The organism is Gammaproteobacteria bacterium, from assembly GCA_021647245.1.
In the GTDB taxonomy this organism is placed as follows: Bacteria; Pseudomonadota; Gammaproteobacteria; order RBG-16-57-12; family RBG-16-57-12; genus JAFLJP01.
Genome location: JAKIVC010000002.1, coordinates 14963 through 40733, shown reverse-complemented (window position 1 = coordinate 40733; position 25771 = coordinate 14963). Strand labels below are relative to the sequence as shown.

Here is a 25771-nt window from a genome sequence, read left to right as displayed (position 1 = left end):
GCGTGTTTCTATCGGGGGATTAGGGTATATTGGCCAAATTGATTTCAACTCCCTAAGGTAACGCAACAGCATGAGCTCAAACCAGGCCTCTCCAAGTTTTGAATGGATCCGCAGCGAAAGCATCGCCTCACTCAATATAGAGATTCAGGAATATCGTCATAAAAAGACCGGTGCACAGCACTTTCATATCGCAGCTGATGACAGCAATAACGTCTTCCTGGTGGCCTTTCGTACGGTACCTCATGACTCTAAAGGTGTTGCGCACATTCTAGAGCACACCACGCTCTGCGGCAGCCAGCGATATCCAGTTCGTGACCCTTTTTTCATGATGAGCCGCCGCTCACTCAACACCTTTATGAACGCCTTCACCTCCAGCGACTGGACGGCCTACCCCTTTGCCAGCCAGAACCAAAAAGATTTCACCAACCTGTTACAGGTCTACCTGGATGCGGTATTTTTTCCGACCCTGAATGAATTAGATTTTGCACAGGAGGGGCACCGTGTAGAGTTTGCCGAAGAGGGCAACCCTGACTCTGAGCTAGTCTACAAAGGAGTCGTCTTCAATGAGATGAAGGGCGCGATGGGCTCACCATCACGCTCACTGTGGCAAGCGCTAACCAGTCAACTGTTTCCCACCGTCACCTACCACTACAACAGTGGCGGAGAGCCAACAGAGATTCCTAAACTCAGCTACGACGAGCTAAAGGCGTTTCACCACGACCATTACCACCCCTCAAATGCCATTTTTATGACCTATGGCAATACCCATGCGGCAGAGCTGCAACTGCAATTTGAGGAGCACGCACTCAAGCGCTTTGACAAGCTGGATATCAACATAAAAGTCGCCAACGAGCAGCGCTACAGCGAACCTCAGCACGTCACTAAATATTATGCGCTGGAAGATGAGGAGGAGAGTGATAACAAAACCTTCATCAATCTCGGCTGGCTGCTGGGTGAGAGTACCGACCTAGAAGCCAACCTGACCGCCAACCTGCTATCCGACCTGTTACTGGACAACAGTGCCTCACCACTGCGTAATGCGTTGGAGACCACCGAGCTGGCGAATGCACCTTCACCCTTATGTGGCCTGGAAGATACCAACAAGGAGATGGTTTTTGTCTGCGGGGTTGAGGGGGCTGAGGCAGAGAATGCTGAGGCTGTAGAAGCACTTATTCTCGAAGTTTTGAACCGGGTCGCTAAAGAGGGAGTGGCGCAAGAGCAGCTGGATTCAGTGCTGCACCAATTGGAATTAAGCCAGCGAGAAGTGGGGGGAGATAGCTACCCCTATGGTCTGACACTGATTCTCAACGGCCTCTCTAGCGCCATTCATGGTGGTGATATGGTGGCACAACTCAATGTAGATAAAAGCCTCGCGGCACTGCGTAAAAAGGCTGCTCAACCCGGTTTTATACAGCAACAAATCAAAAACCTGCTACTCAATAACCCACATCGAGTTCGCATCACCTATCAACCCGACAGCGAACTTAATAAGCGTTCAGCACAACAAGAAGCTGCACAACTGGCGGCAATTAAAGCTCAGTTGAGCCAACAGCAGAAACAAGCGATTATCGATCAGGCCGCTCAACTAAAAGCACGTCAGTGCCAACAAGATGACCCGGATGTGTTACCAAAAGTTGGGCTGAATGATGTACCCTCTGACCTGCTCATTCCTGACGGCACACAACAGACATCCAATGGCATACCCACCACGCTTTATGCGCAAGGTACCAATGGTCTGATCTACCAACAGTTAGTTGTCGATCTGCCCAATATGGATGAAAGCCTTAAGCAACTCCTGCCCCTCTATTGTGACTGCCTCAGCGAAGTGGGCAGCGCCGGTCGTGACTACCTGGAAACCCAGGCCTTCCAAGCGGCTGTCAGTGGTGGTATCAGTGCTAATATCGCCTACCGTGGTGACCCCGATGATGTCAACAGAACCAACAGCTTCCTAGTTATTAGCAGCAAAGCACTGGTACATAACCAGGATAAGCTCACCTCCCTGATGCAGCAAACCTTCGAGCAGCCACGCTTTGATGAGTTGCCACGCCTCAAAGAGTTGATCACTCAGGTACGGTTCCACTGTGAACAGGGGGTTACCGACCAGGGGCATGGCCTTGCAATGGTTGCCGCTAGCAGCCGCCTTGCACCCAGTGCAGCGCTTTCCCACCACTGGGAGGGGTTGTGTAGCATTCAGCAGATAAAAGCGCTGGACAAGTCATTTTCTGAAAATGCCGAGCTACAAGCGTTTGCAGATAAACTACAACAGATCCATGAAATTATGCAGCGGGCACCACGCCAGCTACTGGTGGTTGGAGAGCAAGAGCACCACCAGCAGTTCTTGAACAATCTCGGTCAATGGCAACACCCAGCCAGCCAGCAGCACACACCCTTCACTATTGACTACACGCCCGGTCTAACCACTGAGGCGTGGACCACCAGTACCCAGGTTAATTTTACCGCCAAAGCTTATGCGGGTGTTGCTGCTAACCATCTCGATGCACCCGCATTAATGATTTTAGCTCCCTACTTGCGTAATGGCTTCCTGCACCGCACAATTCGTGAGCAGGGTGGTGCTTATGGCGGCGGCGCAAGCTTCGATGGCAGCTCAGGTAGCTTCCGCTTCTACTCTTATCGCGATCCACGCTTAACAGAGACGCTGGCCGACTTCGATAACTCGGTACAGTGGTTGCTCAACGAGCAACAACCCAAACATATGCTGGAAGAGGCGATCCTCGGTATTGTCTCTCGCCTGGATCAACCCGCATCCCCCGCAGGCGAAGCCAAGCGAGCCTTCCATAACAACCTGCATGGGCGTACCCCAGCACAACGACGCAACTTCCGCTCACGGGTGCTACAAGTCACCATTAATGACCTACAACGGGTAGCAGAACACTATTTGATTAACGGCCAGGCCAATACCGCCGTAATCTGTAATGAAGAGACCCTGGATAAGGCATCGGCCCTCAATCTGAAACAGATTAAGCTATAAAGGCATCATCATGGAACATGATTACAAGCTGATACTAAAGGTGCGTGATTACGAGTGTGATATTCAAGGTATTGTTAATAACAGTGTCTATATGAACTATCTAGAGCATGCGCGTCATGAGTTTCTGCTGGAGAGAGGTATAAATTTTTCAGAGCTGGCAAATAACAACATCAATCTAGTCGTGATACGTGCTGAGCTGGATTACAAGCTACCACTACTCAGTGGTGATCAGTTTTGGGTTGGCATCAACTTGGTAAAATCATCGAGAGTACGTTTTGATTTCTTGCAGGATATCTACCGAACAAGCGATAACAAATTGATTTTAAAGGCTAAAATAACAGGAACCTCACTCAATGATCGGGGCAGGCCCTACTTGCCAGATGAGATTAAAACGCTCTTCTCGCACGCTGAGCCGGATCTTACATAGTCGCGAAAATCGTATACACTAAATAAGTCGGTTATTTTTGCATTGATCAGCGCGGGGTTAATAATACCCGCACTCACACACAAGCTAAACCCTATACATCAAGATTCGAGACATAAAGTGCATTGCTCTCAATAAAGTCGCGGCGCGGCTCTACATTATCACCCATCAGAGTGGTAAATATTTCATCAGCTGATACCGCATCCTCAATACGCACTTGCAACATACGGCGTGACTCAGGATCCATGGTGGTATCCCACAGCTGATCAGGGTTCATCTCTCCCAGCCCTTTGTAGCGTTGAATATGTTGTCCACGCTTTGCCTCGTTCATCAACCACTCCATCGCCTGTTTAAAGCTATCAATAGGTTGCTGACGCTCACCGCGCTTAATAAATGCACTCTCTTCCAGAAGGCCATCTAACTGCTCTGAGAGCTGCTTGATCACACCGTATTCAGCACTCTCAAAGAACTCCATCGACATATTGCGGATATTGTCCACACCATGCATCTGACAATCTATTACTGCCGTAAACGGCTCATCTTCATCTTCCCGCCTCAGCTCTATACTGTAGATTCCATCTATATTTTCATCTTCATTAAGGCGCTCCGCAAGCTGCACAAACCACTCGCTAGCCTTAGCGTCATCGCTATATAGATGCTCAGTCATTACCGGCATATAAACCATTTTTTCCAGCAGCTCTTGAGGATAGCGCCGCGAGAGCCGGCGAACGGTACTCTGCACAGCAACATAGGACTTAGCCATACTCTCCAGAGCGGTTCCGCCAATACACGGGGCATCCGCATTGACATAGAGACTTGCGTTATCGAGTGCTGTTTGCAATAAGTATTCATTCAATTGCGCATCATCTTTTACGTAGCGCTCCTGTTTACCTTTTTTCACTTTATAGAGTGGTGGCTGCGCGATATAGATGTGGCCTCGCTCTATTATTTCAGGCATTTGACGATAAAAGAACGTCAGCAACAGCGTGCGAATATGAGAGCCATCGACATCTGCATCGGTCATGATAATAATGCGGTGATAGCGTAATTTGTCCAGGTTGAACTCTTCACGCCCAATACCACAACCTAAAGCAGTAATCAGTGTGCCCACCTCTGCCGAGGAGATCATCTTGTCAAAACGAGCCTTTTCAACATTCAAAATTTTACCTTTGAGTGGCAAAATAGCCTGAGTACGGCGATCACGTCCCTGTTTAGCAGAGCCACCAGCGGAGTCACCCTCCACCAGGTAGAGTTCGGACTGTGCCGGATCCTTCTCCTGACAGTCTGCTAATTTACCGGGTAACCCCGCAATATCCAGCGCCCCTTTACGGCGCGTCATCTCACGAGCCTTACGTGCAGCCTCACGAGCACGCGCTGCATCAATAATTTTATTAGCGATCATTTTAGCTTCTGTCGGGCTCTCTAACAGGAACTCACCCAACTTCTCATTCACAATATTTTCTACAATCCCTTTCACCTCTGAAGAGACCAGCTTATCTTTGGTCTGTGAGGAGAATTTAGGATCGGGTACTTTAACCGATAATACTGCGGTCAAACCTTCACGGGCATCATCACCTGAGGTATTCACCTTCTGTTTTTTTGCCAAGCCTTCAGACTCAATATATTGATTTAGAGTACGAGTAAGAGCACCGCGCATACCGGCCATATGTGTACCGCCATCTTTTTGCGGAATATTATTAGTAAAGCAGTAGATATTTTCCTGATAGGTATCATTCCACTGCATGGCCACTTCGACAACCGTGCCCTCTTTTTCTGCTATAAAGTGCATCACATTAGGGTGAAGTGGAGTTTTGTTTTTATTCAAGTAATCAACAAAGGAACTGATACCACCTTCATATTCAAAAATATTCTCTTTCTCTGATCGATTATCTTTAAGCACTATACGCACACCTGCATTCAAGAACGAAAGTTCCCTCAGGCGTTTGGCTAAAATATCGTAGTGGTATTCCAGATTAGTGAATGTTTCACCACTCGGTTTAAAACGGATTTCGGTACCCGTTCTATCGGATGGGCCTACCGCTTTCATGGGTGCTTGTGGTTCACCCATTTTATACTCTTGCTCATAAGCCTCACCATTACGCCAAACCTTCAGCTTAAGTGATTCTGAGAGAGCATTGACCACCGATACGCCGACACCATGCAATCCACCTGATACTTTATATGAATTATCATCAAACTTTCCTCCCGCGTGGAGCACCGTCATAATAACCTCTGCGGCTGAACGTCCCTCATCTTCGTGAATATCTACCGGAATGCCACGGCCATTATCTCTTACTGAAACGGATCCATCTGTATGGATAGTGACATCGATACTACTACAATGGCCTGCAAGAGCCTCGTCAATCGAGTTATCAACCACTTCGAATACCATGTGATGTAGACCTGATCCATCGTCTGTATCACCGATATACATGCCGGGCCTTTTACGCACAGCATCCAAACCTTTTAGTACTTTTATCTTCGAAGAATCGTAGCTATCTGTCATTTAAAAAACTCCCACAAGAAGAATAACTATTATACCACTTCTATCACTAGACCATGTTCCACGTGAAACACTTTTTTATCTTTATCATTAGCAAGCTCTGAACAGTCTATTAATCTGCGCTCTGTGGTTGTTACAAATAGTTGAGCGTTAGAATTTAACAGTGTATTTAAGACTCTACTTCTATTTTCAACATCAAGTTCAGCAGGTAAATCATCCATGAGGATAATACAGCACTTTGAGCGCATCGACTGAAGTAGTTGAACTTGTGCAAGTTTGAATGCGATAACTAATAATTTTAATTGCCCACGCGAGAGTTGATCAACAGCGGAACAACCTAAGTATTTAAATATAAGATCTGCTCGATGCGGCCCATAACCTGTAAAACCTTTTTTTATATCTGATGATAATGTTTTCTTTAAAATCTCATCAAATGATTTTTCATCTGACCACCCTTGGTTAAATGAACAACTAATATCCGTTAGAGAAAACATCTCATCCAGTAATTTATCCAAATAAGGCAGTAATAGTCGTATGTACACTTCTCGATAACCATTCAGTCTATTTCCAACTTTCACCAATTCACTGTCCCAACAGGTGATGGTTTGATGGTGTTGTCGTTGCCTGAGCGCTGAATTTCGCTGCTTAAGTAGTTTTTTGTATGAAAGCCAGCATTGATAAAAAGAGTGTTCCACGTGAAACACTCCCCAATCCAGCAGTGTACGACGCTCCTTTGGTCCACCTTCAATCGCTTTTTGCAAATCAGGGCCAATAAATTGCAATGGAAGTAATGATGCAAGTTCAGCTAATGAAGCGGCATTTTTTCCGGCAATACGTGTTCGACTAAGGCCAACACCGCGTTCGATGCCAATGGGTATTTTTATAGAATTTGAAATTAATTCTGAAAAAACAACAAGATTCTTATTATCACGAGAGATAACATTGCGAATATTATTGCTTCTGAATGATCGACCATGAGCCAGTAGGTAAATAGCTTCTAAGAGGCTGCTTTTGCCTGATCCATTTAAGCCAAATAAAATATTGAGATCGCTAGATGGGGATATATCAACCCAACCAAGGTTTCTCAGTTGGGTTATTTGCAGCTTTTCGATGGACATCGTGTTTTAAGAGATAAGGAAAATAAGAGTCAATGTAGCTTTTAATCAGAGCCGCATCGGCATAACGACATATTTGCAGTTATTACCCTCAACATTTCCAGTCACTAAACAACTACTGTTTGAGTCGCTAAAGTGAAGCACAACGGTACTATCTGTTAGCGCATTAAGTGCATCAAGCACATAACTGACATTGAAGCCAATTTCCAGTGGTGGCCCGTTGTACTCGACTTCAAATTCCTCCTCGGCCTCTTCTAAATCTGGATTATTTGCATTCACTTTAACCAACCCATCTTGAAGTTGGAGCCGGATGCCTCGATATTTTTCATTTGATAGAATAGAGGCGCGGGTTAATGATTGACGAATAACAGTACGGTCGACGGTAGCAAGTTTGTCACAGTTTTGTGGAACCACACGTTTGTAATCAGGGAAGATGCCATCAACCAACTTTGAAGTAAAAGTGAAATCTCTAACCGAAACTCTAATCTGTTTATGGCCAATGCGAACAAGAACCTCGTTCTCACTCTCATCAAGTAGCCGTGATAGTTCCGCAACACCTTTACGGGGAATGATGATTTGTCTTGGCTCACTAATAGCGACCTTGCAAGGTATTTCACAGAGAGCAAGGCGGTGGCCATCGGTTGCTACACTCAGCAGATGGTCGCTGTTTATTTCAATCATCAGACCGTTTAAGTAGTAACGAACATCTTGTTGAGCCATTGAAAACTGTGTTTTTTCAATAAGTTCCTTGAGTTGAAACTGAGGAATAGTGAACTCCACTAAACCCTCTATAGACTCCATATTAGGATATTCAGTTGCAGGCAGTGTGGATAAGGTAAAGCGGCTTTTACCGGAACGCAGTATCGCTCTATTCTCATCAATGGTGACTTCAATCATTGCGTTATCAGGAAGTGCTTTGCAAATATCAAGAAACTTACGAGAGGGTAGCGTTATATCACCACAATCGGATGAATCAATTGTAACTGCTATTTTTAACTCCACTTCCAGGTTAGTGCCACTCAGTTCCATTTTTTTGTTGTCGATATTGAGCAATACATTGGAGAGCACAGGCATCGTCTGACGACGTTCAACAACGCCGCTGATTGCTTGCAGTGGTTTTAGAATCTCTTCACGTTTAATAAGGAATTTCATTTCACGTTACCCTTAAATGGTAATTTTTAGCTTTGAGTCTACACATCGGATAAGAGAGCAGCTCTTTAATACTACAAGTGCTTGATATCGTGTCTTTATCAGAAGAGTAGTTTTTAAATTTTAAGTCTGTAATCACCGAGTAGAATATATCCTATAATAACAGAACTAAAGTAGTTATTTTTAATAGCTTACAGGATTATACATGACAGAGAAATAAGCCATTATCTGCTTTTCTATTTTTATGAAAAATGATCGTATAGGGAGGATAACTCTTAGTCAGTAAATAGGGTAACGGCTAATTGTTTCTTGAGAATAATAGGCTCTTTATTAATATTAGTTATATAGAATATAAAGAACTATTATTACTATTAGCTAGCCGTTATTTCTGTATAACTTGTAATTTTTTAATAAATTCAAATGGTTATTTAAATGATAAGGCTCTGTTTAAGTCGCATAAAAGCGAGTTAAAAGCTGTGTATAGAATGTGAATAACCTACGATTTAGTGGTCGACTCTGTTTTATACACAGATTGTGCACACTATGTTGATAGTATCTTCAGTAGGTTATCCACATCACTGCTAATACGGCTATCCTCATCCATGAGTGATTTTACTTTTCGACAAGCATGTAACACAGTGGTGTGGTCACGGCCACCGAAGGCATCACCAATTTCAGGAAGGCTATGGCTGGTAAGCTCCTTGGAGAGATACATGGCAACTTGTCGTGGACGTGCGATTGAGCGACTACGTTTTTTAGACAGCAGTTCAGCAACGCGCAGTTTATAAAACTCAGCGACAGTTTTTTGAATGTTGTTAATTGAGACCAGCTTCTCCTGAAGTGATAGCAGATCTTTAAGTGCATCCTTTGCAAAATCAAGGGTGATTGGTTTGCCGGTAAACTTTGAGTTTGCGGTTACGCGACGAAGTGCGCCTTCAAGCTCACGCACATTAGAACGAATCCGCTTAGCTATAAAAAATGCAACATTACTTGGTAGAGTAATATCGATCTGCTCTGCTTTTTTTAATAGGATAGCCACTCGGGTTTCAGTATCGGGTGGCTCGATCAGCGCACTGAGTCCCCAGCCAAACCGGGATTTAAGACGGTCTTCAAGTTGATCGACCTCTTTAGGGTAGCGGTCGCAAGTGAGTACAACTTGCTTTTGCCCTTCAAGGAGAACATTAAAAGTATGAAAAAACTCCTCCTGTGAACGCTCCTTCCCAGCAAAAAACTGAATATCATCAATCAGTAAGCAATCAAGACCACGGTAGAAATTTTTGAAGTTTTCAATAGAGTTGAGCTGTAGCGCTTTTACCATATCCTGAACAAAACGCTCTGAGTGCAGATAGAGCACTTTTGCCGCAGGGTTTTGTTGCTTCACATGATTACCGATGGCATGCATGATATGAGTTTTTCCTAGGCCCACGCCACCATAGATGAAAAACGGGTTGTAGGAAGTGCCAGGATTGGAGGCAATCTGCTGTGCTGCGGCATAACAAAGCTGGCTATTTTTTCCAGGAACAAAGCTATCGAATGTAAAATTGGGATTAAGATGACTACCCGTGTGTACGGGTAAGTTTGTGGAGCTGTGGTTTTGGTTTGCCTGTACCCCACCATTATCTTGTACCATTCTGGGTGCTTCGCCGCCAACGCGAAATTGAAGTTCGGGTGCCGCCCCTTTGGTTAATAGGTTCAGGTGGCTATTAATTTGTGTGTGGAAATTACTCTTGACCCAGTTCATAACATATTCGTTCGGTGCTAATAACTGAATGGATTGAGCGCTCTCTATGACATGTAGCGGACGAATCCAGGTATTGAACTCTTGGGTGCTTAACTCATCTTCAAGGTGAGTAAGACATTGTTTCCAAAGTGAATCGGACATCGATTGGTAACCTGCGGAAGATAGTAGGGTAGGTTTTAAGATAGATTTTACGCATTTAGCAGCAAGTTATCCACAACCTTTCCACAGTATCTAAGGCTTTCGACTAATCCATCATCCCCCGATAGAAACGCGAGGTAATGTGTAAGCGTTTAGTTTCACAGTGAAACTAAAATATTAGTCGCACCCGCAGGTTCGGTGGCTATTTTTTGTTTTGCTGTGGAATCAATCGCTTGTGCCGCATGCGTGTCTCTATCGGGGGATGAGGGCTGATTTAATTACTTGACATAAGCTAACGAGAAAAGTATCTTTGGCGGCTCGTTAAGATCGATACAACTGTAGGACTTCCACGATGAAAAGAACATTCCAGCCAAGCGTTATTAAACGCAAACGCACACACGGTTTTCGTGCACGTATGGCCACTAAAGGTGGTCGAGCAATCATTCGAGCTCGTCGTGCTAAAGGCCGTGTCCGTCTCTCTGCATAACAGAGGCGGTTAAGTAATAGAGAAATAGATCGGTAGCAGGCACTAGTCTGCTACCGATTTTTGTTATTAGCCAATAGGTTTCATCGGTTTTCGCACAGACCACACAGAGTGTTGGTTTCACAGGGTAAATACTTTTGTGAAATTAGTATAGAGAAGTGAGAGTGTAGATAACTTATGAAATGTACGGGCTAGCATGCAGTGATTTGAGAGTAGTGTGGCTGGCTTTAGTAAAAAATTGCGACTTTTGACCGCTGCGGATTTTAAGCGGGTGTTCGATGCACCGGATCAACGCTCTGTTGATAATTTGTTTACCCTGCTGGTCAGAAAAAATGAGCTGGGATACTCCCGGTTAGGTATGGCAATCACCAAAAAACGCTTAAAAAGGGCTGTTGACCGTAATTATGCCAAACGCATCATTCGTGAAACATTTCGTGCACAGCAAGATGAGTTAGTCGGTGTGGATATCGTGGTCATGAACCGAAATGGTGTAGCAGGCGCTAAAAAGAGCGCGCTGCACAACTCGTTGAAAAAGCACTGGCCTCGTTTGGTAAAACGATGCGCAAAATCTTAATTCTGTTTATTAGGGGTTATCAGCTTCTTATTAGCCCGCTATTAGGCGATAATTGTCGTTTCTATCCAAGTTGTTCACACTATGCTAAAGAGGCGATTGAAGTGCACGGTGGTGTGAAAGGGCTTTGGCTGACGATTCGGCGTCTGTTACGCTGCCATCCCTTTAATCCTGGTGGGTTTGACCCCGTTCCTGACAATAAAAAAGAGTAATTAATGGAAACTCAAAGATTAATATTGATAGTTGCGCTGATGATTACCACTCTTCTGCTCTGGCAGAGTTGGGAGATACGCCATGGCCAACCCATTCAAAATATAAGCTATGAAGAGGGTGCAAAACCGCTGCAGCCTGCTGATGAATCAGTACCTGAGATGCCGCCGGAAATCGCCTCTGCCAAGGGGCTGAGCATTGAAACCGAGCAGCAGTTAACACCTTCAGCAGAAGCTAAAACAATTCGTATTGTTACTGATCTTTTGGATATTGAGATAAGCAGTGCGGGAGGCGATATACGTAAAGCAAGCTTACTAAAATACCCCATTGAGCTACAAGAGCCCGATAAGGTTATTCGACTGATGAATGACACCATGCCACGCCTGTTTGTTGCGCAGAGTGGCCTGATCTCTCGCAATGCCAAATTACCGGATCACCACACTGTTTATGAGGCCGAAAAGAGTGAATATCGCTTGGCGGATGGTGAAGATGAGCTAAAGGTGAATTTAATTTGGCAGAATGAAGAGGGCATCAGGGTTGTTAAGCAGCTCACCTTCAAGCGTGACAGTTATGAAATTGATATCGATTACTTAGTTGAAAACAGAACCAACAAGCCACTTTCTCTGGCGATGTATCGTCAACTACAGCGTGGTGACTACTCTATTCAAGGTGAGAATAGCTTTATCTACACCTTTACCGGTGCGGTTGTCTCTAACAGCATCAATAGGTATGAGAAGATTCAGTTTGATGACATGGAAGATTGGCAGCCAGAGCATGACTATGCACAGGGTGGCTATATCGCCATGTTACAGCACTATTTTACCAGCGCCTGGTTAGCGAATGATGGCGAAGATAATCGCTTCTACTCGAAGGCGTTGAGTGATGGCCGATATGTTATCGGCATCAGCACCGCCGAGAAAACATTACCCGTAGGTGAGAGCGAAACACTGCATACACGCATGTTTATTGGTCCTAAAGATCAAGAGCGTATGGAGCTGGCCTCCCCTGACCTTCGCTTGACCGTTGATTACGGTATTTTGAGTGTATTGGCCGAGCCGCTATTTTGGTTACTGCGTTTTATCCATGACATTCTGGGTAATTGGGGCTGGTCGATTATCGTACTCACCATAATTATCAAGCTTTGTTTCTATCCACTCACAGACAAACAGTATCGTTCGATGGCTAACTTGCGTAAGTTGCAGCCTAAGATGGAGGCGATTAAAGAGCGCCACGATGGTGACCGCCAGAAAATGGGTCAGGCGATGATGGAGATGTATAAGAAGGAGAAGGTTAATCCGCTAGCGGGTTGTCTGCCGATTCTGGTACAAATCCCTGTCTTTATCGCACTCTATTGGGTACTTGTAGAGAGCGTAGAGATTCGCCAGGCTGATTTTATGTGGTGGTTGAATGACCTCTCATCTCCAGATCCATATTATATATTGCCACTCTTGATGGCGATAAGTATGTTTATTATGCAGCGGCTTAGCCCTAAGCCAAGTGACCCAATACAAGAAAAAGTGATGATGTCACTGCCGATTGTATTTGGTATCTTCTTCGCGTTTTTCCCCGCTGGCTTGGTTCTGTACTGGTTCTTCAACAACCTGCTATCGATTTTGCAGCAGTGGTATGTCACCAAGAAAGTCGAAGCAGGGGGATAGGCTGCTGGGTTGTCATGAGACAATCGCAGCAGTGGCTACGCCGCCCGGTCGAGGTGGCGTAGGCATTGTCCGTGTCTCAGGCCCCGCTACAGCCGCCATTTCTGAGCAGGTCTTGGGGCGACAACTTTCGCCTCGTCGAGCAGAATACCTTCCTTTTAAAGATAGCGATGGCCTGGCTATAGACCAGGGAATTGCGCTATTTTTTCCTAACCCCCACTCATTTACCGGAGAGGATGTACTTGAACTGCAAGGCCATGGTGGCCCGGTAGTGATGGATATGTTACTTGAGCGTGTTGTGCAGTTAGGTGCACGCATCGCCCGGCCCGGCGAATTCTCTGAACAAGCTTTCCTGAACGATAAACTTGACCTTACCCAGGCTGAAGCCATTGCTGATTTAATTGATAGCGCGTCGCAACAGGCCGCCCGCATGGCACTGCGCTCACTGCAAGGTGCTTTTTCAGATCAGATTAACCAACTGGTTGAGCGCTTTATTAATTTACGTGTCTATGTTGAGTCAGCCATAGATTTCCCCGAAGAGGAGATCGACTTTCTCACCGAGGGGAATGTCGCCGCACAGGTTGCAGAGTTAAAAGCATCACTTCAGCAGGTAATTGACTCAGCTCATCAAGGTCAGCTGTTACGTGAAGGGGCAACCATTGTTATTGCCGGCCAGCCCAACGTGGGCAAGTCAACGTTGCTTAACCGCTTGACGGGCCGCGACTCCGCCATTGTGACCAATACTCCCGGTACCACGCGGGATCTCTTGCGTGAACAGATATTGATCGATGGCCTGCCACTTCACATTATTGATACCGCAGGATTGCGCGAAACAAGTGATCAGGTTGAAAAAATTGGTATCCAACGTGCGCGGGACGAAATCAGTAAGGCGGACCGGCTGTTATTGATTGTGGATGGCGCAGAAGGGATTTCCGCTGAAGATCAGTCGATTATTGACCAGTTGTCCGAGCCATCTCCACCGATGACCTTGATACGCAACAAAATTGATAATCACTCTCAACACGCCGCATTTGATGAAGAGGCTGCCATTCCGACCATAAGCCTCTCAGCGAAGCGGGGCGAAGGTGTTGAGTTATTGCGTCAACACCTTAAAGCCTGTGTGGGGTATCAGAGTGGTGCCGAAGGCGGCTTTATGGCGCGTCATCGTCATCTGGATGCGTTGAATAGAGCGATGCAGCATATCAGCCAGGGCGAAGCACAGTTATTGGGTATGGGCGCGGGTGAGCTGCTAGCAGAAGAGCTCCGTCAGGCACAAGGTGCACTGAATGAAATTACTGGAGAATTTGGCAGTGATGAGTTGCTAGGGAAAATATTTTCCAGCTTCTGTATCGGTAAATAGAGTGTGAAATTTCGCCATCTACCCCTCGCTGCACTCCTTTTCGGCAGTCTGTCGATAAGCCATAACGTACAGGCGGAGCAGAGCTGTTTTGCGCCACTGCCGAGTCTGCCGCCGCCCGCGTCAACAGGAGATGAGCAGACCATTTTTATAAGTGCTGATGAGAGTGAGTCCTGGGGAAAGGGCGATATCAGGCTGCGTGGTGATATTGAACTGACCCAAGGCGTACGGTTTTTGCGTGCCGAGCAGATGCTCTACTCCCATGAAAATCAACAAATTACTGCCGAAGGGAATATCTCTCTCATCGAGGAGGGTCTGCTGCTGAAGGGGCGGCGGATTATGCTGAATGTTCAGGATGAAGCGATGACCCTGGAGGGGGGGGAGTACCAAATAGCGGGCCAGGCTGCCCGCGGCGCGGCTGAGATAATATCCATTATCAACAGAGAGCAGATTTTGCTGGAAGATGCGAGCTACACAACCTGCCCGCCGGGTGATGAGAGTTGGCGCTTTCGTGCCGCAACCATCACCTTGAAACCGGCAGAGAACAGCGGTGTGGCTAAACATATGCGATTGGAAATGATGGGCGTACCAGTCTTCTACTTCCCCTATATCAACTTCCCGCTGGGCGAGCGAAAAAGCGGACTACTGCTACCCAATGTTGGCTCATCAAAAAGTGTTGGCCAGGAGGTAACCATTCCTTTTTATTGGAATATCGCTCCTGACCGTGATGCCACGCTCTCGGTTCATCAAATGAGCAAGCGCGGCACCCAATTAACGGGTGAATTTCGTTATTTGAATGATAATGGCGAGGGGCAGCTTGATGTTGAATATATGGATAATGACCAACAGAGTGCGCGTGCGCGCCACTTTGTACGTTACCAGAATCAAAGTTATTGGCAGGCCTGGCAAGCATCCATAAACTTCCAGCAAATCAGTGACCGTGACTACTTCCGTGACCTGAGTCGAGAAAAAGAGCGTTACAGTAGCCGCCTGCTTGAGAGCCAGGCGGTGCTGAGTTATGCCGATGATGCATGGTATGGTTCGTTGGCACTGCAAAATAATAAAATCCTGGATGAAATACCAGCTGCCACCCCACCAGCCCAGCGCCTTCCCCAGCTGCGCTTTGCCCACTACCGTGAGCTTGCCGAGCGTGTCAAGCTTTCGCTACAGGGTGAGTTTGCCTCTTTTCGTCAGAGTGGTGGTTTAAACGCACTGCGTTTGGATATAAAACCGACGCTTTCAGCCTACTATGGTGACAGTGCAGCCTACTTGAAACCAACTATCAGCTGGCAGGCGACAGGCTACTGGGTCAATAATGGCTCGGGTGAAATGCGCCAGCTGCCGAGGGTAAGCCTTGATAGTGGCCTGTGGTTTGAGCGGAGCCTGCAGATCGGTGAAAAACATTACCAGCAATCATTAGAGCCCCGGCTCTACCTTCTCTATGTACCCTATCGGGATCAAGATAGTCTGCCCGCCAGTGGTACGTTGTTTGATACACAACTGAGTGAGTTTGATTTTGACTCGCTCTTTACAGAAAACCGTTACAGTGGCATCGATCGAGTAGGTGATGAGCAGAGAGTCACCCTGTCACTGGCTAGTCGTTGGTTTGATGAGCAGGGTCGCCAACGTCTGCAAATACGCCTAGGTCAGCTTTATCACTTAAGTGAACAGCGGGTAACTATTCCAAATGAAACCATTACCGAAAAAGGGTGGTCAAACCTTTTGGCAGCGATTGATGGCGAGGTAAACCGCTTTGTAACCACCCGTGGTTTGGCGGAGTGGAATACTCGTCAGGGTTGGCTTGAGAAGGCTAATTTTCAAGTGGCTTTTGAGCGGGACAAAAAACGCCGGGTTTCATTGGGGCTGAATTTTCGTCGCACACTCATCAAGCAAAGCACCCTGCAAGCTCGTTGGCCATTGAGTAGTCGCTGGTCAATGATGGGCAATGTAACCTACTCTTTTTACCGTAATGGTGCGCTCAATACTCAACTAGGGCTTGAGTATGATAATTGTTGCTGGCGTGTGCGCATAGCGGCGCAAGAATATATCAGTGATAATGATGGCGGTCGCAATAGTGGCATCGCGGTACAATTCGAACTCAAGGGGCTGACCAGTGTTGGCTCTAAAATCAGAGGCTTTTCTGAAGAAAATTAATATGAAAAAAATAGCAATTATACTCATATTGTTGATAAGTGTAAGTACTCACACACAGGCTGATGGCGATGTGGTTTGGATTGATGGGGTTGCAGCGATTGTTAATGATGAAGTGATCACCCAGGGCGAGTTGCAGAAAAAACTCGACAGCATCATTACGCAGTTACGCAGTGAGGGCAAATCATTGCCCGCCATATCATTACTAAAAAAACAGGTTGTTGAACGCATGGTATTAACGCGTCTGCAATTAAGCATGGCAGAGCAGACCGGTATTCGTATTGATGATGCCACCCTGGATCGCACCCTTGAAAATATTGCGCAACAAAATAACTTAACGATTCGGGAATTTCGTGATGTTTTAACCCGAGATGGTATTGATTTTGCCGAGTTTCGAGAAGATATCAGAAAAGAGCTGACACTTTCACGGTTACGTCAGCGAGAAGTGGATAACCGTATTCTGGTGACAAAGCAGGATGTTGATAACTATCTGTTGACCCAAAAAACCCAACAAGGGGGTGATCAGGAGTATCGCCTGCAACATATCTTGATCGCACTGCCAGAAGGGGTCTCTCCGGAACAGCTGAAACTGAGCCAACAGCAGGCGGCCGAGCTGGTCCAGCGGTTGAGAGCGGGTGCTGATTTTTCAGAGATGGCAATTGCCCACTCGGCAGGCCAAAAAGCGCTGGATGGTGGTGATCTGGGCTGGCGTAAACTTGGCGAACTCCCCAGCGCGTTTGCAGATATTGTGGCCAGCCTGGAGACGGGTGGCATCAGCAACTTAATCCGCAGCCCAAATGGCTTTCATATTATCAAACTGGCTGAAAAGCGCAGCGCCTCGGCTCAGCGCAATGTCATTATTCAGCGTCAGGCGCGTCACATTTTAATCAAGCCGAAAAATCGAGCCGACAGGGCAGAGAGCCGAGCACAGTTGGAACGCATTCTTGAACGGATTGAAAACGGCGAAGATTTTGCTGAACTGGCTAAAAACCACTCAGATGACCGTGGCTCCGCAGTGGAGGGTGGCTCGCTGGGCTGGGTTAATCCAGGCGTGATGGTACCCGAATTTGAAGAGGAGATGGGTAAGCTGGCCGACGGTGAAATCAGCCCAGTATTCCAGAGTCGTTTTGGCTGGCACATTGTCCAGGTGCTGGCCCACCGTGAGCACGACAATACCGAAGAGCTGCAACGAATAGCCGCACAAAAAGCGATTAAACAGCGGCTGGTTGAAGAGGAGTATCAACTGTGGCTGCGTCGCCTGCGTGACGAAGCCTTCGTTGAACTGAAAATTTAAATGACTGCTTTCAGGCGAGATGGCGATGATAAAAAATGATAAGCCACTCTATCGGCTGCTAATCACCCCCGGCGAACCGGCGGGCATTGGCCCCGACTTGGCGATTGGTCTGGCTGAAAAGCCGAATAATGCAGAGCTGGTTCTGGTTGCCGACCCCGCACTGATTGAACAGCGGGCGTTGTTGCTGGGAAAAAATATAAAACTGCAACTTATCGAACCCGCCCAGCCACCCCAGCCCAATATACCGGGTGTGTTGAAGGTGATTCCGGTCCAACTGCAAGCGGCGGTAGTGGCCGGCCAACTGAACAGCCATAACGGGCGTTATGTGTTGGCCTGTCTGGATAAAGCCGTTGCCGCACTCAAAGCAGGCTACCCCGCCGCACTGGTCACCGGCCCGGTGCATAAAGGCATAATCAATCAGGCGGGTATCCCCTTTAGTGGTCATACCGAGTATTTGACAGAGATCACCTCCGCACAGGAGCCGGTCATGATGCTGGCTACCGAAGGGCTTAGAGTTGCACTGTTGACCACCCACCTGCCACTGGCAAAAGTGGCGCAGCAGGTTACCCCGCAGCGGCTAGAGTTGATCATACGAATATTACAACGCGACCTGCAGCAGCGTTTTGGCATAAAAAACCCGAAAATTGCCGTCTGTGGCCTCAACCCCCACGCCGGGGAAGATGGCCACCTTGGCCGTGAAGAGCTTGATATCATGATACCGGTGATGGAGAAGCTCAAAAATGAAGGGGTAGCGCTGCGAGGCCCGCTGCCTGCGGATACACTGTTTATTCCCAAGCACCTTGAGTGGGCAGACGTGGTGTTGGCGATGTATCACGATCAAGGCTTGCCGGTGTTGAAATACCGTGGCTTTGGTCGAGCGGTCAATGTCACTCTTGGATTGCCGATTATTCGCACCTCTGTGGACCACGGTACCGCACTGGAGCTTGCCGCAACCGGAAAAGCGGAGGGTGGTAGTTTGGATTACGCGATACAAGTGGCATTAGAGATGGTGGAAGCAGACAATGCAGCATAAAGCACGCAAACGATTCGGACAGAATTTCCTGCATGATCAGGGGGTAATCCAGAGCATTGTTAATGCCATCTACCCTAAAAAAGAGGATAACCTGATCGAGATTGGCCCCGGACTGGGGGCGCTCACCTCACAACTACTGCCACTGGCCGGCGAGATGCAGGTTGTTGAGCTGGATCGGGATATTATTCCCCATCTAGAGAAGATCTGTGACGGTTTAGGGCGCTTACGGATCACCCAGGCGGATGCCCTGAAGTTTGATTTTTCAGCCCTGGCTCAGCCCGACAAAAAAATGCGCATCGTCGGTAACCTGCCCTACAACATCTCCACCCCGCTGCTGTTCCACCTGATGGAGTACAGCGAGCAGATTCAGGATATGCACTTCATGCTGCAAAAAGAGGTGGTTGATCGCATGTCAGCGATACCCGGCAATAAACACTATGGCCGCTTGAGCATCATGTTGCAGTATTTCTGCCAAGTGGATAAATTGTTTGATGTGCCCCCCGAAGCATTTGACCCGGCACCCAAAGTCGATTCGGCGATTGTTCGCCTAACACCCTATAATGAGTTGCCGATAAAAGTCGATAACCTGAAAACCTACGCCATGGTGGTGACAAAATCATTTGCCCATCGTCGCAAAACACTGCGCAACAACCTTAAAGAGCTGCTCAGCTCAGATGAAATTGAAGCACTGGGAATAAACCCATCCGCACGAGCAGAAACCTTAACCCAGCAAGCGTTTGCCCTGCTGAGTAACCGGGTTAGCGCCCTAAAAGGGTAGACTGGATGGGGGGAGTTACACTCTGCTGTTAAGTCTTGCCATTAATGTTCGCTACAAAAGCGTATCTATCTACGCTATAAGTGGAAACACCATGGACTGGCAAGGTCTGGACTGCTCTGAATGAAATATCTCAAGCTCACAGGACTCTTCATCGTACTTTTTCTGGTGATGGCACTGGATATGTCGAATAGCTTTATTGGCCGGCTTGGCTTTGAGGCCAACTATCTGGCAACCGCCGCAGCGGCCTTGTTGATCGCTTGGCTGACAATGAACCACAGCATTGTCATCATGCTACTGGTGGTTATCTTGGCCACTGCGGCGAGCCTCTCAGGCGAGGCAGCGGCAAGTATCGGTTATGATCGCGATATTGTGCTCGCCCTGTTGATCGCAATCATTGTAGCCCCGATGCTGCGCAAACTGCTGGATATGGAGTAGCCTGTTGTCCGCAACCACCCCGTCTGATGATCAGCTGCGCCTCTTCATTGCGGGGAGTGGCGAGGGTCGCATCTCGGTTGTCGATCGTGCGGGCCTGCGCGCACTGCACTTCTCCTCACCTGCCATCCAGAGCCTGCAGGATCCTCAGGCACCAGAAAAACTTCAGCTTGATTACACCATTGCAATGGCATTGGCGACGTTAATCCATGCAGCACCCCAGCGGGTGTTATTGATTGGCCTAGGCGGCGGCTCATTGGTGCACTTTATCCACCACTATTTTCCGGAAATGCAGATTGATGTCATTGAAAAAATACCCACCGTTATTCAAGTGGCCCGCGACTACTTTCTGCTGCCGGAAGATAAGCGCATTCAACTTTACTGTGGTGATGCACAGCAGACTATCCCCACCCTCACCGGGCCATATGACCTTATCTTTAATGATGCCTACTCAGACCAAGGGCCCGATGCCGCGCTCTATGCAGATGAACTTCATCAACAAGTAGCACGCCTGCTGGGTCGGCAAGGTGTATTGGTGAGTAACCTATGGCAGCGCCGCATTGAGGATAATTTAGCGCTGCTGGGCGTGTTAAAACAGCGCTTGCCTGTAATGGCTTACCACAAAGATAAAACAGGGAGTAACCTGGTGCTCTTCTCCAGTTGTACAGCGTGGTCAAAATCGCAACTGGCACAGCGCAGTCGGCAACTATTACAGCGTAGTGGCACCCCTTTTGGTGAATACAGCCATAACATCTACTATGGTGTTACTTTGCTGCGCTGGAGACTGCGCCTATTACGCTGGATGAAAAAGATATAAAAAACCGCAATGACCATGAGAACTGACATAGGAGTGCTGCTTATATCGGAAACCACCCGCTAACATGACATAACAGGTGTTTGCAGGTGTTTGGCGGCAGGTTTTGACATAGAGCGCACCATATATCGAATACAGGTGGGGTTTCTAACATAAGATGGATATTAAAGATTTTCAGGCAGGCAGTTACCCGCAACAATACCACTACAAGTGTTTTACAACTATGTTGATTAATCACACCTGGGTTATCTCTGGTGGTGATACTCTGCGCTTGCTGAGTGATACTGACAGAGCGTTTTGAATGAGTTAACGGGCCAGCGCCGCAATCGAACATTTGGGCAAGAAAGTAGCAACTGTCATCGCTCAGAAGGGGGCAGATACCCACGGTGTGATTTCCAGCCAAGTGATCAAAGGTGGTTTGATGAGTGATTGAAACAATCAGAACACTTTATACGTAGCTTTTCACAAACACCCTGTTTCCACTCATTGGTACATGCTGGAGAGTATCCTAGCGAATAAGGTAAACACCTGTACGGCCTCGGAATCAACGGTGGAATAGTGTTAATTTTTCATTAGAGTTGACGACTCGTTTTTGGCACGGAGAAAATGCAGTTCATGTGTCATTTGAACGGTTAGCGTTATACTTCAACAAGCTGCTCGATCTCTAGCAGGTTAAAGACTTCGTTATAGATATCTGTTTTCACGTCCGGTACTGATATGGAAACAATCAATGCGTATCGTGCCGATTTATTATAGCGCGCCAGCTTTGTTCTTGTTTTCCACCAACCAATGGCGGGATATATGGCAATCTTTCCTCGTTCGGCCAAATCTGCTGCGGTACCACTCCATACATCTTTATGGATTGAGCCTTTATGTCGGAATTGCGATCCAAGAAGCCAATCAGGATCGGTGGTTTTGCCTGACGTACCCTCCTCCTTATCTCGCGCTTGGCGGTTAATACGCTTTCTGAAGTCATCCACAGATTCAGTAGCACGTTTTACATCGAATTTCAGGCTGTGGCTGGGGTAGCTATATTTACCCTTTACACCACGACTGGATGGGTTTGGTTCGATGAAATAAGAGAGGGTAACTGTCATCTCTACATGAGTTTCGCCTAACTCAAGAAGTGACTCCTTCGGCCAAGGCAGATCATGCAGGTGCATATCTCTCGTGGCAACCGCCTTGCCTTTGATTTTATCGAAGGGTTGTAGCTGATCTTCTATGACCAATGCGAGTGAATTGTTAGCGTTCCAAAGCGCGCGGTCTAAGTTTGGTACGCCAAACCCTACGCAGCGAATACGGTGTTGGGCTTGTTGGCGTGGTGTGCTCCCATGTGAAAATTGTTCACACATGGCATCAGTCCATTGTGCTGAATGAACCATTAACGCTCGAACCGTTTCTGGCCAGAGCTTTGGGTATTGAACATATATTTCAGCCGCGAACCGACTGGCCAGCGCGGTAGCCGCACTTGTTGCATGGAAAGTGGAAAATAGTCTTGTCGTAATCTCATTGTGCGTGGTTAACAGGCATAAGCTCGGAATGGATGCACAGCTATGTTGATCGATACCTACATTTCCTCCTTCAAACATAATTTCAGGTTTGATTGGCGTGGACTTTTCCCATGTAGTTGATGTGGTACTAAAAGGAGATAGACCACCAAAAGGGGCAAGTGCGGTGTAATCAGCGCAGTCGTCATCAGTTATCGTTACCTTTTCCGTGTATGCCCCAACAGTGATAGCGTTCCATGCCTGAGCTGGGTCATGCACATCTTGCAATACGTTATAGTCAGGGTACTTAATCATATCGGTCAGGCTATTACTGGCATTGCCTGCTGATAGCACGATGAGACGAGGTTTTTCACTCTCCCCCAGATAGTCTGCTGACAAACTATCTATTGCCGCAGACCAAGCCGATGGTCTGCCTCTGTCTCTGGCATCCGTCGCGGATAACGCCATTGAGATAATTCTTGTTCGAAACGGGTTTTCAATTTCAGGCAGGGAAATACTATCGGCGGTAACGATGCCAAGGTGCTTTCCTTCGTTGTCCCCGTGGCGACGTAGTGTTTTTACAGACTCTAAACGATGATCTATTTCAATCATGGAATCGCTATCAAGCACAGAGGTTAAATCACCCCAAGCAACTAAACCTGCACAGCCGGTTCCATGACCATCATCATCCGTGCCTGTCCAATTTTCATCAAGGGAAAATTGATCTTCACGGCCAATCACAGGGTTTAGCAATGGATGCCCTATGTTGACACCTGTATCCAAAATACATACGTAGGGCGTTGTATCCGTGGCCTTTGAAAATGAAGCACGGCTTAGTAGTTCATCCGTCCATTCATGCTGCTGATTGGCTGGTATTTCATCAAAAAAAGCGGCAGTCTCTTTTGCTCTACGCAGTTCTGAAATGTTATTGAGTAACAAGCTGGTTTGTGAAAATTGTCTGCGATTGCTTTTAGCAAGTAACACGGAGCTTTCTGGGAAGCGCAGCGATTGCGGTGATACCTCGATCCCTATAGCACTTGCTAACAAAGTAAAGTCATGGAGAACACCTTGCCTATTTCCTCGGACTGGCAACCATACTTCCCACCAAAAACTCTGTTCGAAGTCTTCAGGAAGTTGGTCGAGGTCATCTGTCCAAAGGACCTCTAGCGCAGCCACTCTAAATGACCGTATGGCATCAATCAGCGGACGATTATCGATAGCCCCGCCGTTTTTATTCTTTTTCTCAGAAAGGTAGTCACGTAGCTTTTTTTCAAAAGCTGACAGTTTGCCTTCAGGCACAAAAATAGTTGCGAAGGTTTTATCGTTACGATGGGTTACATTTAACAGTTCAATTTTGTGCGTCTCATTGGCGAGGCTTTCAACCGCAAGTGCTATATCAGGAAAGCTTTCGAACTCTATCTGTATGCCGATTACAGATTCTAGCGGATAATCTGACGCTTCAGTTTTGAGATCCTGTTGATCAGTTTGGATTTGTTGAAGTTGCCCAAGGAGAGCTAAGCCGTGTTGTTGTCGGTTTTGTTCAGGGATTGCCTGTTTTTTACCGCCCCCGGTTGAGACTGAAGTGTATGGCTCAGATTTGCCTGTTCGGCCAAGAAAAAAATGTGGTTTCGCGTCCTTTCGATCAGTCACCCTGTCTCCTTATCGGTGTTTTTGATAGCTCATTTCACGACGGTCATTAATGGCGAGTTCAATGATATTTGGGCTGATTGTTTTGTATTCGTGAATAAGCAGTTCCTTGATCGCATCTTCGGCAGCAAGGGTGATTTCTGCGCTGCTCAATCCTGTCGCTTGGGTTGCGAGTTTGGACCACGGAAATCTTTTTGTGACATAGGGTTGAAGTCTGTTTTTGAGTAAGATAACAATCTCGCTCTTTTCGGGTAGTTGATATTGGATGACATCATCAAAACGCCGGAATAAGGCGTAATCCAAAATCTCAGCGTGGTTGGTGGCGCAGATAATTAAGCTGTTGGAGTCATCTTGTTCAATCATCTGTAAGAAACTATTCAGTATCCGTCTTGCTTCGCCAACGTCATTGGGCGTTGTGCGCTGAGAACCAAGCGCGTCAAACTCGTCGAAAAAGTAGATGCCTCTTACCTCACGAATGGCATCAAAGACTTGTCTAAGTTTTGCCGATGATTCGCCCATGAATTTAGTAATCACGGCATCAAGCCTAACTTGGAATAGCGGATAGCCTAGTTCACAGGCTAGCACCGATGCGGTGAATGTTTTCCCTGTACCTGGCGGCCCGATGAGCAACAATTTGCGCCTGGGTGATAGGCCGTGATTTTTTAATTTACTGATATGACGCTGTTCACGAATGACACGAACAAGCTTATCTGTGAGATCACTTTTGGTGATGAGGTCAGTCAGCCGGAAGTGGGGCGTTGTCGCGTATAGCAACCCTGACGAGTCTTTTAATCCCTTGGATATTGGGACAGGTGGACTGGATTTGGTTTGTTTTTTGGCTTTATCGACGATCTCTCTCAGGTCTTTGGCGAGTTTTCCGTGTCCGCTGCGAGCCTCGTGTGCTGCCATTTGTAGAGCAACAGACAAGAAGCGTTCCTCATCCTTTGCGAGATGCGAGAGTAATAGCGCTTTTATTTGCTCAGAACTAGCCACAGTTTTTAATAATCAATATTGAGATGCGTTTTTGCATTGGGTTTATTGTATGACGATAGCAGTTAAAAGTCGTGTTATCTTTGCTAGTACAGCCTGCTTTGGCCTGTCCAACCTTAAACGAGGTGGGTTAAGCTTAATTTGTCCGGTGAGATGGATTGGTTATAGTAGAGGGTTATCTTCTTCAAGGTCTTCCTGAAGACCTTTGTACATTAATAAGGAGCGACTGCTTATGAAGCGATGCGATTGGGCAAACGGTAACGCTCTGGAAACAGTGCACCATGATGAGGAGTGGGGGGTTCCTGTGCACGATGATCGGTTACTTTTTGAAATGTTGGTTTTGGAAAGTATGCAGTCAGGGTTGAGCTGGGCAACCATTCTTAAAAAACGGGAGGGCTATCGAAAAGCATTCGATAATTTTGATGCCGAAAAAATATCTCGCTATACCGATGAAAAAGCAGCCGCATTGCTCCAGGATGCTGGCATTATCCGGCATAAGCTGAAAATCAAAGCAACCATAGAAAATGCAAAACTGTTTTTAACTATACAGCATGAGTATGGCTCTTTTGACCGCTACATCTGGTCATTTGTTGATGGAAGGCCAATAAAAAATGCTTGGTGTAACCTGTCAGAAGTGCCGGTTAATACCCCGACTTCCGAGGCAATGAGCAAAGATTTGAAGAGCAGGGGTTTCAAGTTTGTTGGCCCAACAACTTGCTACGCTTATATGCAAGCCGTCGGCATGGTGAATGACCATTTAACCTCATGCTTTCGCTACTCTGAGGTGGTGGCACTGTAAATTTACAGTG

21 protein-coding genes and 1 pseudogene are annotated in these 25771 nt (G+C 47.0%); 15 read left to right on the top strand and 7 right to left on the bottom strand.

The window, feature by feature from the left end:
* The first annotated feature begins 70 nt into the window (after positions 1–70).
* Together L3J94_00915 and L3J94_00910 are read left to right on the top strand one after the other, a co-directional pair.
* Positions 71–2989 carry an insulinase family protein gene (locus L3J94_00915; GenBank protein MCF6217315.1) on the top strand — a complete coding sequence of 973 codons (2919 nt, stop codon included), beginning with the start codon at positions 71–73 and terminating at the stop codon, positions 2987–2989.
* A 10-nt stretch (positions 2990–2999) separates the two neighbouring features.
* Positions 3000–3416, top strand: coding sequence for an acyl-CoA thioesterase (locus tag L3J94_00910; protein ID MCF6217314.1), 417 nt, complete (start codon positions 3000–3002; stop codon positions 3414–3416).
* A 91-nt stretch (positions 3417–3507) separates the two neighbouring features.
* Here L3J94_00910 and gyrB read toward each other — a convergent pair whose 3' ends face one another.
* The 4 genes from gyrB to dnaA form a co-directional block, all read right to left on the bottom strand.
* A complete protein-coding gene (gene gyrB / locus L3J94_00905) occupies positions 3508–5919 on the bottom strand; it encodes a DNA topoisomerase (ATP-hydrolyzing) subunit B (protein ID MCF6217313.1) in 2412 nt (803 codons plus the stop codon).
* 29 nt (positions 5920–5948) lie between these two features.
* Positions 5949–7034, bottom strand: a complete 1086-nt coding sequence (recF, locus tag L3J94_00900; protein ID MCF6217312.1) for a DNA replication/repair protein RecF — start codon at positions 7032–7034, stop codon at positions 5949–5951.
* Between the two features lie 45 nt (positions 7035–7079).
* Complete coding sequence (gene dnaN / locus L3J94_00895; protein MCF6217311.1) at positions 7080–8183, bottom strand: DNA polymerase III subunit beta; 1104 nt, start codon at positions 8181–8183, stop codon at positions 7080–7082.
* Positions 8184–8721: 538 nt separating this feature from the next.
* The gene (gene dnaA, locus L3J94_00890) at positions 8722–10062 is read right to left on the bottom strand and encodes a chromosomal replication initiator protein DnaA (protein MCF6217310.1); all 1341 of its coding nucleotides are present in this window, start codon (positions 10060–10062) and stop codon (positions 8722–8724) included.
* Between the two features lie 349 nt (positions 10063–10411).
* Here dnaA and rpmH point away from each other — a divergent pair, with 349 nt between their 5' ends.
* The 12 genes from rpmH to L3J94_00830 all read left to right on the top strand — a co-directional run bounded on the left by rpmH (position 10412) and on the right by L3J94_00830 (position 21139).
* Complete coding sequence (gene rpmH, locus L3J94_00885; GenBank protein MCF6217309.1) at positions 10412–10546, top strand: 50S ribosomal protein L34; 135 nt, start codon at positions 10412–10414, stop codon at positions 10544–10546.
* 214 nt (positions 10547–10760) lie between these two features.
* The gene (rnpA, locus tag L3J94_00880; GenBank protein ID MCF6217308.1) at positions 10761–11117 is read left to right on the top strand and encodes a ribonuclease P protein component; all 357 of its coding nucleotides are present in this window, start codon (positions 10761–10763) and stop codon (positions 11115–11117) included.
* Positions 11102–11326 carry a membrane protein insertion efficiency factor YidD gene (gene yidD / locus L3J94_00875; protein MCF6217307.1) on the top strand — a complete coding sequence of 75 codons (225 nt, stop codon included), beginning with the start codon at positions 11102–11104 and terminating at the stop codon, positions 11324–11326. Before rnpA ends, yidD begins: the two co-directional genes overlap by 16 nt.
* A 3-nt stretch (positions 11327–11329) precedes the next feature.
* A complete protein-coding gene (gene yidC, locus L3J94_00870) occupies positions 11330–12982 on the top strand; it encodes a membrane protein insertase YidC (protein ID MCF6217306.1) in 1653 nt (550 codons plus the stop codon).
* Positions 12951–14339: a tRNA uridine-5-carboxymethylaminomethyl(34) synthesis GTPase MnmE gene (mnmE, locus tag L3J94_00865; GenBank protein ID MCF6217305.1), complete on the top strand. Its 1389-nt coding sequence runs from the start codon at positions 12951–12953 to the stop codon at positions 14337–14339. Before yidC ends, mnmE begins: the two co-directional genes overlap by 32 nt.
* Before the next feature lie 3 nt (positions 14340–14342).
* Positions 14343–16490 (top strand): LPS-assembly protein LptD, encoded by a 2148-nt coding sequence (locus tag L3J94_00860; GenBank protein ID MCF6217304.1) that lies wholly within the window; start codon positions 14343–14345, stop codon positions 16488–16490.
* 1 nt (position 16491) lies between these two features.
* Complete coding sequence (locus L3J94_00855) at positions 16492–17781, top strand: peptidylprolyl isomerase (protein MCF6217303.1); 1290 nt, start codon at positions 16492–16494, stop codon at positions 17779–17781.
* Between the two features lie 25 nt (positions 17782–17806).
* The gene (gene pdxA / locus L3J94_00850; protein ID MCF6217302.1) at positions 17807–18814 is read left to right on the top strand and encodes a 4-hydroxythreonine-4-phosphate dehydrogenase PdxA; all 1008 of its coding nucleotides are present in this window, start codon (positions 17807–17809) and stop codon (positions 18812–18814) included.
* Complete coding sequence (gene rsmA / locus L3J94_00845) at positions 18804–19592, top strand: 16S rRNA (adenine(1518)-N(6)/adenine(1519)-N(6))-dimethyltransferase RsmA (GenBank protein ID MCF6217301.1); 789 nt, start codon at positions 18804–18806, stop codon at positions 19590–19592. The genes pdxA and rsmA overlap by 11 nt, the downstream gene beginning before the upstream one ends.
* A 120-nt stretch (positions 19593–19712) precedes the next feature.
* Positions 19713–20027 carry a hypothetical protein gene (locus L3J94_00840; protein MCF6217300.1) on the top strand — a complete coding sequence of 105 codons (315 nt, stop codon included), beginning with the start codon at positions 19713–19715 and terminating at the stop codon, positions 20025–20027.
* 4 nt (positions 20028–20031) lie between these two features.
* Positions 20032–20841, top strand: a complete 810-nt coding sequence (locus tag L3J94_00835) for a hypothetical protein (GenBank protein MCF6217299.1) — start codon at positions 20032–20034, stop codon at positions 20839–20841.
* 154 nt (positions 20842–20995) lie between these two features.
* Complete coding sequence (locus tag L3J94_00830; GenBank protein MCF6217298.1) at positions 20996–21139, top strand: hypothetical protein; 144 nt, start codon at positions 20996–20998, stop codon at positions 21137–21139.
* A gap of 24 nt (positions 21140–21163) precedes the next feature.
* Here L3J94_00830 and L3J94_00825 read toward each other — a convergent pair.
* The 3 genes and pseudogenes from L3J94_00825 to L3J94_00815 all read right to left on the bottom strand — a co-directional run bounded on the left by L3J94_00825 (position 21164) and on the right by L3J94_00815 (position 24965).
* Positions 21164–21427: pseudogene (locus L3J94_00825) on the bottom strand (DEAD/DEAH box helicase).
* A gap of 49 nt (positions 21428–21476) precedes the next feature.
* Positions 21477–23975: a S8 family peptidase gene (locus tag L3J94_00820; GenBank protein MCF6217297.1), complete on the bottom strand. Its 2499-nt coding sequence runs from the start codon at positions 23973–23975 to the stop codon at positions 21477–21479.
* A 9-nt stretch (positions 23976–23984) separates the two neighbouring features.
* Positions 23985–24965, bottom strand: coding sequence for an ATP-binding protein (locus tag L3J94_00815; protein ID MCF6217296.1), 981 nt, complete (start codon positions 24963–24965; stop codon positions 23985–23987).
* A 229-nt stretch (positions 24966–25194) separates the two neighbouring features.
* Between L3J94_00815 and L3J94_00810 the strand changes: the two genes are divergently transcribed.
* Positions 25195–25761, top strand: a complete 567-nt coding sequence (locus L3J94_00810) for a DNA-3-methyladenine glycosylase I (GenBank protein MCF6217295.1) — start codon at positions 25195–25197, stop codon at positions 25759–25761.
* Positions 25762–25771 lie beyond the last annotated feature (10 nt).